Consider the following 12,621-nt stretch of genomic DNA (forward strand, 5'->3'; position numbering starts at 1 on the left):
CACATAAAAAAGATGTTGATCGATTATAATTGATCAACATCTTTTTTTATAAGTATTTCAATTTTTTTTATCCTAATCCTGGCGGTTGGCAAATACAGGTTTCAAATTCCGTTGGTGGCGGTGCTTTTGTAGTGCCTCCATTGGTGCCACAATCATTACAATCGGAATAACAAAATGTTTCTTCTGTAGGCTGTACAGTTGTAGTGTTATTTGGGTTTGTAGTTACAGTAGTATCAGTTTCAGAGAGCGTGGGATCTGCAGAATTTGCACCAGCTTTGTTATGAAGTAAAGTCAAATTTGACACTTTGTATTTGTGCAATTTTAAACCAATGTGTTTCTTTCTTTTCATAATATCTATGTTTTGAATGTTTGTGTTTGTAAAACAAAAAAGTATACGACTAAAATAAAAATTATGGTATTGATGATTTATAAACTATCAATAATTTAGGACTATTTTCTGAGCTTTTTTAAATATTGAGACGGATAAATGCCTGTGTGCGACTTAAAAGCTTTTGAAAAAGTTTCCTGTCTCTTAAATCCAAATTCTTCAGCAATTGCCTTAATCGTGTATGATTGTAAGGTTTTGTCATTCTTCAATCGAACCAACGCCGTATCAATTCTCAATTCAGTAATATAACTTGTAAACGACTTCTTTTTGTACGTGTTAATTACCTTTGATAAATACGAAGTATTGGTTCTTAATTTTTCTGCCATAAACCCTAAACTACATTCCAACAGTAAATAGTATTCCTTTTTCTCAAAATCAGCAATCCTTCGTAAAATGGCAGTTGCTTTTTCATCGGTTACTTTTTCTTTTTTAGGAATTGTTTTTGGAGCTTCTTCTTCTTTTTCAAGTTTGGCTACTTTTTGTAATACACCTTCAAACTTATTCTTTAGAATTTTTTCTCTTCTTTTATAATACACAACACTTCCTATCAATAATACAAACAATACAATGGCAGCAAAAAATATTCTTTTTTTATTGATAGTTTGTGCTGCTAGATCGTCTTTAATTTCATCAATTTCATTTCTAACAGACACAATATCAATCAGTTTGTGAGTTTCATTGTTTATTTTTAAATCTGCAGCGCTTTCCTTTTTTTCTAATGCGGCATATTGTTGAAAATGAAATAAGTTTTTCTCCGAGTTCCCTGTTTTGTTATACAAAAGTGCTAAAAACTCGTGCAATTCTTTTTCATTCACATCTACAGTATCAGATGTATTTACAATCTGCAAAGTTTGCTCTAAATATTGTATGGCTTGTGAATAGTTTTCTAATTTATACGCACTTTTCCCAAGGTAAAACAGTGAAGTAAGATACAGGGCTCTTTTTTTATCCTTTTCGGTGGCATCTCGAATTTGTTTGGCAATCGCAATACAATTATCATATTGATTTCTTTGATAATAAATAATGGCTTTGTTCATTAATAATGGATTGCGCAACCATTCTGTGGAATTATCACAGCAATCTTGGAGTCCTTCGTCATTAAATACCGCTGCTTCTTCTGTGTTTTTCGTCCATAAATACGCATCGGCAATATTCATAAGCGCAATAAGTTTGTATACTTTTTTACTAGTACTGTTGTTTGATGCGTCTAATCGTTTTAAAACTCGCTTATACATTTGAATGGCTTCCTCAAAATCTTTGTGTACTTTTTTGATGAAAGCTATATTGCATAATACATAAATTTCATAGTCAGGATTTGCAATTGCTTCTGAATAGGTTAGTGCTTTTAAGTAAGCTTTCAGTGCTTTAGAATTGTCTCCCAATTCAGAATGAATATCTCCTTTTAAAGAAAAGCATTTTTGCAGCAATTCAATATCTTTAGTGGTAGCACTGTATGAAATAGCAGACTCAATATTTTGTAACGCTTCCATATTTTTGTCCAATTTGCACAAACTATTCGCAACGTAGTAAAAAGCACGTGTTAACTGTTGTGCATCATCATTGATCATTGCTGCATTTTTAGCTTGAAGAGCGAACTTTAAGGCAAACGAATTCTTTTTATAAATATGTTGTGAATACAATTTTTCAGCTTTCTCAAATGCCTTATTGCTTTGCGCTTGACTGTTATTGATAAAAAGACAACATAAGATTACTAGTAATTGCTTCATTGAAAGCTTATTTTTAGAGAACAAATTGAATATTTACGAAAAAAATCTCGTACTATTAAAATATGTTTCAATATACAATAGTAGTTTTCAAAGATTGTTCCATATTTTTATAATTTGTAACAAAAAGAGAAAATAGGCTACCAATTTTAGTAAATTCAACACAAACCCTATGGAAACCACGTATACAAACTGGAAAATAGCAACGATTCGTACCTTAGAAGATAAAACAGCAATGCTTGATGCTTCTTTGCAGAAAAAAGTGGAAGTTGATTATTTTAAGCGTTTGCTTGAAAAAATGGCAACACATGCAGCTTCTCAAGAAGCACTCAGTACATTCCAAACACAAATGGATGCCTATGTTGAAGCAATTCCTTCACAAGCTGATTTCAAAGACAAGGACATCAGAAGAAATTTTATCAAAAAGAAAGCAAAAATTAAAAATACAGCGGTAACCAAGCATAAATTGGTCAACAAAGGATTTTACATGAGTATATGGATGCCTTTAGGATTGGCAATTGGCATGCCTTGGGGCATTGCGTTTGGCAACATTGCATTAGGGTTGCCTTTTGGACTTGCTTTTGGACTTGCCATTGGAAGTTGGCTCGATAGCAAAGCGGCAAAAGAAGGTAGAGTGGTGTAGTTACGACTTCTGAGTCGCAGGCGGCACCTTATCACGGTGTTTCCAACGTTTGTGAACCCAATAATAATATTCGGGAACTTCACGTATTTGCTTTTCTAAAGCTCTGTAGAAAAATTCAGTTGGTTCGTGTTTGGCGTAGTTTGAAATTCCTTTTGGCGTCAAATCTTCAAAAATTCCTTGGTAATGACCGCGTTTTACTTTTTCAATTCTAAAATAAATAAAAGGCATATCGGCTTTACGCGCTAGTATTTCTGGTCCGTCAAAACATGGAACGGTAATATTCATAAAATCTGTCCAATAATAATGCGCTAAAGGTTTTGGCGACTGATCGCTTACCATATAATAAATTCCTAAAACACCGTTATCTTGATCCTTTTTAATCGTTTTAAAAGTTTCTTTCGTCGTAATTAAGGTAGAATCACGTTTCTCGCGAATATCACGCACTAACTTGTCAAAATACTTATTACTTAGCTTCTTATAAATTCCATATCCTTTAAAAGAAACGTACTCTTTCATGACGTTCATCCATTCCCAATTTGCATAATGTCCAGAAATTAAAATAATACTCTGTCCTTTCTTTTCATATTCGTGAATCAGGTCAATATTAGGAAACACAAAACGTTTTCGTAAAGAAGCATCCGAAATTGTCAACGATTTGATCATTTCCAAAAACATATCACACAAATGACTGTAAAACTTTTTCTCAATTTTCAAACGTTCGGCATCGCTCTTTTCAGGAAAAACCAATGCTAAATTCTCCCGAACTACCTTTTTTCTATAACCAATTAGTCGGTACACAATAAAATAGCAAAAGTCAGAAAACAAATAGAGTAGACGAAATGGTAAAATCGAAATTAGCCAGAGAATCGGATATATTAAAATGAACGCAATAAGCTGCATATTGATACTAAATTTTGACAAATATAGCTATATTTGGCATGTAACAAAGGCTATTTTATGACGAATTTAGAACCGGTAACTATTGCAATAATTTTGGCAAACGTTTTGCCATCGCTCAAAGGATTTGATGATCAGTATTTTTTAAATAAATATTTGTTCAACATCAGTGCGATCAATAATGGACAACACTTTCGAATGTTTACATCTGGTTTTTTGCATGGCGACATTACGCATCTGCTATTCAACATGCTAACGTTGTATTTCTTTGCAGATGTCGTTATTGGTACCATAGGACCGCAATATTTTATCCTTATTTATGTTGCGAGTTTATTATTTGGGAATGCACTTTCCTATTATTTTCATCGAAACGAGCCGCATTACAGTGCGTTAGGAGCCAGTGGAGCCGTTTCTGGAATACTTTATGCCGCAATTCTGTTATATCCCGACATGAGTTTGTATATCATGTTTATTCCAATTCCTGTAAAAGGATACATTGTAGGAATCGGTTATTTATTATTTTCTATTTACGGAATGAAAAAACGCTTGGGAAATATTGGTCACGATGCGCATTTTGGTGGCGCTGCCGCGGGATTTATCATCACACTCATACTTCGACCGAACATCCTTGTACAAGAAACAGCAATTGTTATTCTCATGGCAATTCCGATCATAGCATTATTTATCATGACGAAGTTGGGGAAGATTTAAAAAAAGCTATCTAAAAAATAGAAAACTCATCAAACCAAAACAGCGTTAGTATGAAGGTTTTACTACTTTTTAAAAGGCCTAATAAATTACATAACCCGTTTTAGTCACATGGATAGCATCTGCTAATTTCATTAATTGATCTACAATATCCAGCCATACATGAATTTTCATAACTATCATGTTTTATAGGTTCATCAGCAGCGCCTCCTAAAACTTTATTTTGCAGATTAGAAATGGTGTGTACTTTAAATTCGAACTTTTTGAAACTCTTTTTTTTCATAATTACATATTTTGGTAAAAATTAATAATACCTAAAGATAGACAAATCATTTGTAGGAATGCTGCATGAAGAAAGGAAACAAAAAATCAAATCAGCTTCTTATTTTTTAAAATGTATTTTATACCAATTAAACTATAAAATTGGTATAAAAACAAGCTTCCAAAACGTTTGAAAAAATAAAAAAGTCCACACTTTCGTGTAGACTTTTCGAGTGAATGTGGGGAGAGCAGGATTATTTCATGATCTTTTTACGCCACTGCTGCAAATAAGAAACCAACAGCTATCGCTGTAGCATTTTTTTGTTTTACTTCAAAACTCAAACGTTGTTGTTTAGTTTTTTCATAAAACAAAAAAACCACGTCAGTTGACGTGGTTTCTTGCTTGATGTGGGGAGAGCAGGATTGCATATCCAACTTCCTACTTCGTGAAAATGAAAAGTAACGCTGCTATTGCAGCTACACCTTTTTATTTTTTCCAACTCATTTTAAAACAAGCTTCCAAAACGTTTGAAAAAATAAAAAAGTCCACACTTTCGTGTAGACTTTTCGAGTTAAAGTGGGGAGAGCAGGATTCGAACCTGCGAAGACATAGTCAGCAGATTTACAGTCTGCCCTCGTTGGCCGCTTGAGTATCTCCCCAACGATTTTTGCATTATTGCGGTGCAAATATACTATTGTTTTTGAACCGTGCAAATAAAAAATATACGTTTTTTTAGTTTCAAAAATAACTCCCTGAAAATCAGTTTTTATAAATTCAGAATTCAAGTTTATTCTTTTACAAAACCCAAAAATATGCGCGGTTGGAATTCCTGCAAAAGCAGTAATAATGAATTGCGAATGTTAAAATGTAAAACTAAAATATAAAATGTAAAGTATTTTTGCTAAATGCTAAATGCTAAATGCTAAATGCTAAATGCTAAATGCTAAATGCTAAATGCTAAATGCTACTTCCCAAGCAATTCTTTTACTTTCGCTTCTAAGGTAGCACCGCGTAAATTTTTGGCAACAATTTCTCCTTTCTCATTCAAAATAAAAGTTGCCGGAATAGTACGAATATTATACGTACGTGCAATAGCATCTCTTGGCCCATCTAAATTAGAAACTTGATGCCAAGGCAATCCGTCTGTTTTAATAGCATTTAGCCAAGCTTCTCTTGGATACTGCTGATTTGGAGTTCCATCCAATGAAACACCAATAATTTCCAAACCATCTTTGTGGTATTTATTATAGGTTTTTACCAAATTTGGATTCTCTTTACGACAAGGTCCGCACCAAGCTGCCCAAAAGTCAATAATGGTTACTTTTCCCTTAATATCATTCAAAGAAATCATTTCTCCTTCAGGATTTGGCGCTGTGAAATTTTTAGCAACCGAACCCACAGCAGAACGTAAAGTTTTATTAGTTTTTTCAATTAAATCCTGTGCAACACGTGTTTTCTTCAAATCTTCAGGAAGTTGATCAATAAACAGTTTTGCTTTTTGCGCGTTGGTCAATTTGTTTTGCAACATACGACTCACTAACACAATGGATATGTAAGAATTTGGATGGTCTTTTACAAACTGTTCTTGATACTTAACAACTTCTTTGTCTAAAGCAGCTACTTTTTGTCGAAACACACTAATATTAGCTGCATCTTTTGAAGTTACAGCTTCTTGATAACGCGCTCTTGCTTTCTTCATTTTCTCACTCATTGCTTTTGAATCTTCAAGAAAACGCGTGTAATCTTCATTATGTTTTCCGCCAGAAATCTTAGCAATAGGCAAACCATCCTTTTCGGCTTCAATAGTAACGTTGGCATTCTCCAAGAGTACATTAATGTTTCCTGAAGCACCATTTATATAAATAAAACCTTGTTGTGGATACGCAACTTTTCCAGTAAAAATAAATTTCCCATTCTGAACAATAGCGGTATCTTTTGGCTGTGGAACACCTTTTTCGTTCGGGGTTTTCAAAAATGCGCGAACACCATCAGGAACTCCATGGATTGTAGTTTCAATTGCATATCCATCACCACTGTTTTGAGATTGGTCTCCACAAGACACAAACAGTAACATACCAATAATACACGTCATTACAAATACTTTCTTCACGTTTAGATACATTTTTGTATAATTATTTTAAAAGTTAAACGCGCAAATTTAACCAAATGAGAAGAATTACCCTAAAAAAAATCAGAATTGATACCGCACGCCCAACGCCAAGTCAAAATCGAGGTCGTCATTAAAACCATTATCAAAACCAATTTCAGGTCGTACATCCAACGAAAGCTGTAATGGAAAGTCAAAACTATACTCAATACCAACATCACCCGCAATAAACGCATAAAAGCCATCATTGGTTAAATTTCGGTTGCTATTCCAACTTCCAATTCCGCCACCAGCGCCCGCATACCAATTAAATCCGCCATCAATATTCCAAACCCATTGGTACACTCCTGTAATTTTATATGCATCAAAATCGTCGTTATCTTTCCAACCCAAATCTAACTCTAGTCGGTTATTGTTCCACAAAGCTCTTTGGTATGAAATCTCGGTTCCAAAACCATTATTGCCGCCAATTCGGAGTCCAATCGCGTTTTCAGCAATCTGTTGTGCCGAAGCAGAAATTCCTAAAAATAAAATACCTAAAATCACCAGTTTTTTCATGTCTTTATCATTTATGTTCTTAATTTTGTGTAATGGAATAAACAACAACTATACCATTGGCAATACATAGTTTTTGGGGATTAATTTCACATGTTAATATCTTATTGTGATACGTAGCTTGTTTGTTATTTATAACTAAAAAAATAAGTTTATATTGCTGAAAAAATTGCCACAGACACTCAAAACGGTGACATGAAGACGAAATTGGAACAACTAAAAGATACCTTTTCAGGAACTATTTTTTATGATGATTTACATAAAATACTATACGCAACAGATGCATCTGTATACCGCAAACTACCGTTAGCCGTTGCGTATCCAAAAAACACAGCCGATCTAAAACTCTTGATCGATTTGGCAAACACACACCAAACATCACTCATTCCACGAACTGCGGGAACATCGCTTGCAGGACAATGTGTGGGCGAAGGTATTGTGGTAGATGTTTCTAAACATTTTACGGAAATATTAGATATTGATGAAAACGCAAAAACAGTCACGGTGCAACCTGGCGTTGTGCGCGATGCGTTAAACAATCACTTACAAACGAACAATTTATTTTTTGGACCGAATACATCAACGTCCAACCGTTGTATGATTGGCGGCATGGTGGGAAACAACTCTTCAGGAACAACATCCATTCAATATGGCGTTACGCGCGATAAAGTCTTGGAAATGGATGTATTATTATCTGATGGAAGCGAAGTAACCTTTGGAGAAATTTCTACGGAAACATTCCATCAAAAACGAAAGTTGCATACGCTTGAAGGTGCCATTTATCAAAAAATATATGAAATGCTTTCGGAGGATGCGAATCAGAAAGAAATTATAGCGCAATTTCCGAAAGAAGTCATTCACAGACGCAATACAGGCTACGCGATTGACGAATTGTTACGTTTGCAACCATTTTCAACAAATGGCGAAACGTTCAACATGTGCAAATTGCTCTCTGGAAGTGAAGGAACACTTGCGTTTACTACAAAAATCACTTTACAATTAGATGATTTACAGCCAGCACAAAGCTGTGTAGTGGCAGCACATTATGAAAGTATAGAAGATTGTTTGCAATCGGTTTCATTGACCATGCAACACAACTTGTACACCTGTGAAATGATGGACAAAATTATTTTAGATTGTACAAAGTCAAATCTCGCGCAAGCGAAAAACAGATTCTTCGTCAAAGGCGATCCACAAGCAATTTTACTACTCGAATTGCGCTCGAATGATGCAAATGATTTAGAAAAACAGGAAAAAGCATTGATCGCTTCTTTGGCAAAAGAAGGAAAAAGTTATCATTATCCTGTATTACGCGGAAAAGAAATCAGTCAAGCAATGGAACTCCGCAAAGCTGGTTTGGGCTTGTTAGGAAACATCATTGGCGATAAAAAAGCCGTGGCATGTATTGAAGATACGGCAGTTGCGCTAGAAGATTTAGCTGATTATATTGCTGAATTTTCTCAGTTGATGAAAAAATACGAGCAAAAAGCCGTGTATTATGCACATGCAGGCGCGGGAGAATTGCATTTGCGTCCGATTCTGAATCTTAAAAAGAAAGCAGATGTCGTGTTGTTCCGAAAAATAACACATGATGTTGCCAAATTGGTCAAAAAATACAACGGTTCATTCAGTGGAGAACACGGCGACGGCATTGTGCGCGCAGAGTTTATTCCAGTCATGATAGGCGAGAAGAACTACGAATTGCTCAAAGAAGTAAAAGCTATGTTTGATCCGAACAATATCTTCAATCCGGGGAAAATTGTGGATGCTGCTAAAATGGATACTTCTTTACGGTATGAAATTGATCGCGAAGAGCCAGAAATACAAACGTTATTTGACTTTTCGGACAGTCAAGGAATTTTACGAGCTGCTGAAAAATGTAATGGTTCGGGCGATTGTAGAAAACCTGCGTCGTTTTCCGGAGCCATGTGTCCAAGTTACCGCGCTACGAAAAACGAAAAAGATACCACACGTGCGAGAGCTAATGCTTTGCGTGAATTTTTAACGGTTTCTGAAAAGGAAAACAAGTTTGATCATAAAGAACTCAAAGAAGTTTTTGATTTGTGTTTGAGTTGTAAAGCCTGTGCGAGCGAATGTCCGAGCAATGTAGATGTTGCTGCATTAAAAGCTGAATTTTTGCATCAATATTACAAATCTAACAAACCAACATTTCGAGATAAAGCCTTTGCTTTTTCAACCAAATCGAATCGTTTGGCGAGCGCATTTCCTGGACTTTCTAATTTTGTAAAAACGAATGGTTTTACGTCAAAAATCATCAAAAAAACGTTAGGAGTTGCACAAGAACGTACGTTACCAATAAATTCAAGTAAAACTTTAGATAATATTATTCAAAAATCATTAAATCAATTAAATACAAATATTTTTAAAAATAAAAAAGTATATATTTTTAGTGATGAATTTACCAATTACTTGGAATCTGACATCGGACAAGACGCGTTGGTTGTTTTATCCGCTTTGGGTTATGAAATCAAGCATGTATCGCATGAAGAAAGTGGACGTACGTTTATCTCAAAAGGGTTCTTGCCAGAAGCCAAAAAAGTAGCGAATAAGAATGTAGCTATCTTTAAAGATTTCATCCACGAAAACGCGGTTTTGGTAGGAATAGAACCTTCTGCAATTCTCACCTTTCGCGATGAATATATCCGTTTGGCAGATGATAAAGAAGCGGCAAAAAACATTGCGAAACACACCTATTTGTTAGAAGAATTCTTGGCGGAAGAAATAAAAAACGGCGAAATCACTTCTGAATCGTTTACGGAAGAAGCCAAAAGTGTGAAAATTCATGTGCATTGTTATCAAAAAGCTTTGTCCAATCAAAAATGCACGTATGACATTTTAAATTTACCCAAAAACTACAAACCAACAATTATTGCTTCGGGTTGTTGCGGTATGGCAGGATCTTTCGGCTACGAAAAAGAACACTATGAAGTCAGTATGAACGTTGGTGAACAATCGTTGTTTCCTGCGGTCAGAGCGGCGGAAGTCAATACCATCATTGCAGCAAACGGAACGAGTTGTAGACATCAAATAAAAGATGGAACGAGTAGAGAAGCGTTGCATCCGATTACGGTATTGAGACAAGCGTTGGTGTAGATTTTTAGACACGTTTCGCTTTAGATCGACTTCGCCTCCTAGATTTACGACTTCTATGATACGTCTTTGCGAGACGCAGTCGTGGCAATCTGTTTCTAATAATATTCAGATTTCTATATAAAAAGTCTAAAAATTTAAAAGCATCAGTAATCTAAAAGATTCCTGCTTGCCAAAACAAGTCTACTTAGTATTTTGAATAGAATCAATTCTTTTGATCAGTTTTTTGGCGCCATCTCTAGCTTTGGTGTAAATCTCTTTCATGCGTTTTTCTCTTAAAATGGACATGTTTACATAATTTTTCCCAGCTTTTGAAGTCACAACCTTTAGTAGACTTTCTCTATTTTCTTTCGGATTTGCTACCTTGGGGATAGAATCTAAGTATTCTAATTCATAATGATTCTGGTAAATCCAAAAATCCATATCCTTATCTACAGACTTTTCTTCCCATTTATTAAATTCCATTAGATATGTATTAAAAACAGCGTAATAATTGTCTAATTTTTCAAATAGAAACTTCTTTTCTGGCAAGGTCACTATGCCCGATTCTACCATTTTGTTATACGCATTAGTATTGATAGAAATATTATTAGTTCCTGAAGTGACGATTCCTTGAATTTGACTCGTGGTAAATTTCGCTATGCTATCTGGATTGAAGAGACTTTTTTTATAGTCAATTTTTATGTCAATTCTTTTGATAGCATACTCAAAATAAGTAGTGTCTACCGCCAAATCTTTCTTGATTTTATCAATATACACATCGGCTTTTTTCAAAGAAATCCGATTCTCGTTCCAGTTATTAATGCTGAGGGCAATTAAAATACCTGCTATTATAAAGAATATTTCCCCAATGGCAAATACCACATATTGCTTTAGATTTTTTTTCTTCAAGCTGTTCTCTTTTAAATTTTTCATCATGCTATTTGATAAATTACAAACAGTCTTAATATGCAACCGTTAATTTTTGGCAAATTAGGAATTATTTTTTTATGTGAATGCTTTGGAACATCACTATGAGTCAGCATAAAGAAGTAATCTTTTAGTTAAGAAATCAAATTGTGCTATAAAAGAAAAAGATTGCCACGTCGCTATGCTTCTCCTTTAGATTAGCAAAGTCGTATCGAACATGTCTAAAATCTAGTAGCGAATGTGCTTCTAAGCGTAACTAAAGTCAAAAAAAATGTTCAATTTCTAAGAAGTCTAAGCAGTCTGTAAATCTAAATCATTTAGGATCTTCTACAATGGTAATCGCCGCCAACAAATCCTTATAATCCATAGATTTCAATTCTTCATCAGCATAAAAAGCAGTCAAGCGATCTTCGCTATGGCGGTAAAGTTTCCAACGATTTTTATGGTATTCCAACGCTGTTAAATTTTCAACCCAATCGCCCGAATTTAAGTAGATACAAGAACCTTTTCTATTGGTTTTTTTCTCCATTTGTGGCTGATGAATATGTCCGCAAACCACATAATTGTATCCGTTGTCAATTGCTAAATCGGCAGCAACTTCTTCGAAGTCACTGATATATTTTACTGCTTTCTTTACATTATTTTTGATTTTTTTAGACAAAGAATATTTTTCACGTCCAAATTTTAGCAAAACCCAATTCATCACTCGGTTCAAACGAATTAACAAATCATAACCCATTCCGCCAAGTTTCGCAATCCATTTGGCATTTTGAATGGACGCATCAAACACATCGCCGTGAAAAAACCATGCCTTTTCGCCGTTCAATTCCAACACTAATTTATCTACCAATGAAAAATTTCCCATCTTCGTATCTGAAAAACGACGCAACGATTCATCGTGATTTCCTGTAATATAAATCACTTCCACACCTTTTGTTGTAAAGTCAATCAGCTTTTTAATGATTTGTAAATGAGCTTTTGGAAAATACCGTTTTCTAAACTGCCAAATATCAATAATATCACCATTCAGAATTATTTTCTTTGGCTCAATACTGTTCAAGTACGCAAGCAATTCATTGGCATGACAACCGTACGTTCCTAAATGAACATCGGACAAGACCAAAAGGTCAACAGTGCGCTTTTTGACAAAATCTTTTTTCACGCCACAAATAAAAAACAAACCAAAAAATTTGATGAAAAAATAGTGTTAAGCTTAGTTGCTTGAATGTTACCAATTTATCAAGCAAATCGCTGAAATGTTAAGTTAATTTTAAGCATTTGTTGGGTTTTTAAATCTGTTAGTTTAAATTTACATTT

At 34.6% G+C, this 12,621-nt stretch carries 11 protein-coding genes and 1 tRNA gene; 3 read left to right on the plus strand and 9 right to left on the minus strand.

What is annotated here, in order from left to right; all coding sequences use genetic code 11:
• Positions 1 to 67: 67 nt before the first annotated feature.
• Complete coding sequence (locus KORDIASMS9_RS16610; RefSeq protein ID WP_114903916.1) at positions 68 to 349, minus strand: hypothetical protein; 282 nt, start codon at positions 347 to 349, stop codon at positions 68 to 70.
• Between the two features lie 101 nt (positions 350 to 450).
• The gene (locus tag KORDIASMS9_RS16615) at positions 451 to 2,115 is read right to left on the minus strand and encodes an AraC family transcriptional regulator (protein WP_114903917.1); all 1,665 of its coding nucleotides are present in this window, start codon (positions 2,113 to 2,115) and stop codon (positions 451 to 453) included.
• A 169-nt stretch (positions 2,116 to 2,284) separates the two neighbouring features.
• On the opposite strand from KORDIASMS9_RS16615, the gene KORDIASMS9_RS16620 reads away from it, so the two are divergent.
• Positions 2,285 to 2,755, plus strand: a complete 471-nt coding sequence (locus KORDIASMS9_RS16620) for a hypothetical protein (protein WP_114903918.1) — start codon at positions 2,285 to 2,287, stop codon at positions 2,753 to 2,755.
• Here KORDIASMS9_RS16620 and KORDIASMS9_RS16625 read toward each other — a convergent pair whose 3' ends face one another.
• Positions 2,756 to 3,655, minus strand: coding sequence for a lysophospholipid acyltransferase family protein (locus KORDIASMS9_RS16625; protein WP_114903919.1), 900 nt, complete (start codon positions 3,653 to 3,655; stop codon positions 2,756 to 2,758). It lies immediately after the preceding gene.
• A gap of 57 nt (positions 3,656 to 3,712) precedes the next feature.
• Here KORDIASMS9_RS16625 and KORDIASMS9_RS16630 point away from each other — a divergent pair, with 57 nt between their 5' ends.
• Positions 3,713 to 4,363, plus strand: a complete 651-nt coding sequence (locus KORDIASMS9_RS16630) for a rhomboid family intramembrane serine protease (protein WP_114905275.1) — start codon at positions 3,713 to 3,715, stop codon at positions 4,361 to 4,363.
• Between the two features lie 100 nt (positions 4,364 to 4,463).
• Here KORDIASMS9_RS16630 and KORDIASMS9_RS16635 read toward each other — a convergent pair whose 3' ends face one another.
• The 4 genes from KORDIASMS9_RS16635 to KORDIASMS9_RS16650 all read right to left on the minus strand — a co-directional run bounded on the left by KORDIASMS9_RS16635 (position 4,464) and on the right by KORDIASMS9_RS16650 (position 7,287).
• Positions 4,464 to 4,643: a hypothetical protein gene (locus KORDIASMS9_RS16635; protein WP_114903920.1), complete on the minus strand. Its 180-nt coding sequence runs from the start codon at positions 4,641 to 4,643 to the stop codon at positions 4,464 to 4,466.
• Positions 4,644 to 5,199: 556 nt separating this feature from the next.
• Positions 5,200 to 5,281, minus strand: a tRNA-Tyr gene (locus KORDIASMS9_RS16640).
• 305 nt (positions 5,282 to 5,586) lie between these two features.
• Positions 5,587 to 6,732 carry a TlpA disulfide reductase family protein gene (locus KORDIASMS9_RS16645; RefSeq protein ID WP_162820010.1) on the minus strand — a complete coding sequence of 382 codons (1,146 nt, stop codon included), beginning with the start codon at positions 6,730 to 6,732 and terminating at the stop codon, positions 5,587 to 5,589.
• A gap of 81 nt (positions 6,733 to 6,813) precedes the next feature.
• Complete coding sequence (locus KORDIASMS9_RS16650; protein ID WP_114903922.1) at positions 6,814 to 7,287, minus strand: hypothetical protein; 474 nt, start codon at positions 7,285 to 7,287, stop codon at positions 6,814 to 6,816.
• Positions 7,288 to 7,479: 192 nt separating this feature from the next.
• Between KORDIASMS9_RS16650 and KORDIASMS9_RS16655 the strand changes: the two genes are divergently transcribed.
• A complete protein-coding gene (locus KORDIASMS9_RS16655) occupies positions 7,480 to 10,398 on the plus strand; it encodes an FAD-binding and (Fe-S)-binding domain-containing protein (RefSeq protein WP_114903923.1) in 2,919 nt (972 codons plus the stop codon).
• Between the two features lie 180 nt (positions 10,399 to 10,578).
• On the opposite strand, the gene KORDIASMS9_RS16660 is transcribed toward KORDIASMS9_RS16655, so the two are convergent.
• Both KORDIASMS9_RS16660 and KORDIASMS9_RS16665 read right to left on the minus strand, forming a co-directional pair.
• Positions 10,579 to 11,286, minus strand: coding sequence for a DUF6090 family protein (locus tag KORDIASMS9_RS16660; protein WP_162820011.1), 708 nt, complete (start codon positions 11,284 to 11,286; stop codon positions 10,579 to 10,581).
• A 331-nt stretch (positions 11,287 to 11,617) separates the two neighbouring features.
• Entirely contained in the window at positions 11,618 to 12,466 is an 849-nt protein-coding gene (locus KORDIASMS9_RS16665; RefSeq protein WP_114905276.1) for a UDP-2,3-diacylglucosamine diphosphatase, read from the minus strand.
• Positions 12,467 to 12,621: the final 155 nt, after the last annotated feature.

This window comes from Kordia sp. SMS9, from assembly GCF_003352465.1.
Lineage (GTDB): Bacteria > Bacteroidota > Bacteroidia > Flavobacteriales > Flavobacteriaceae > Kordia.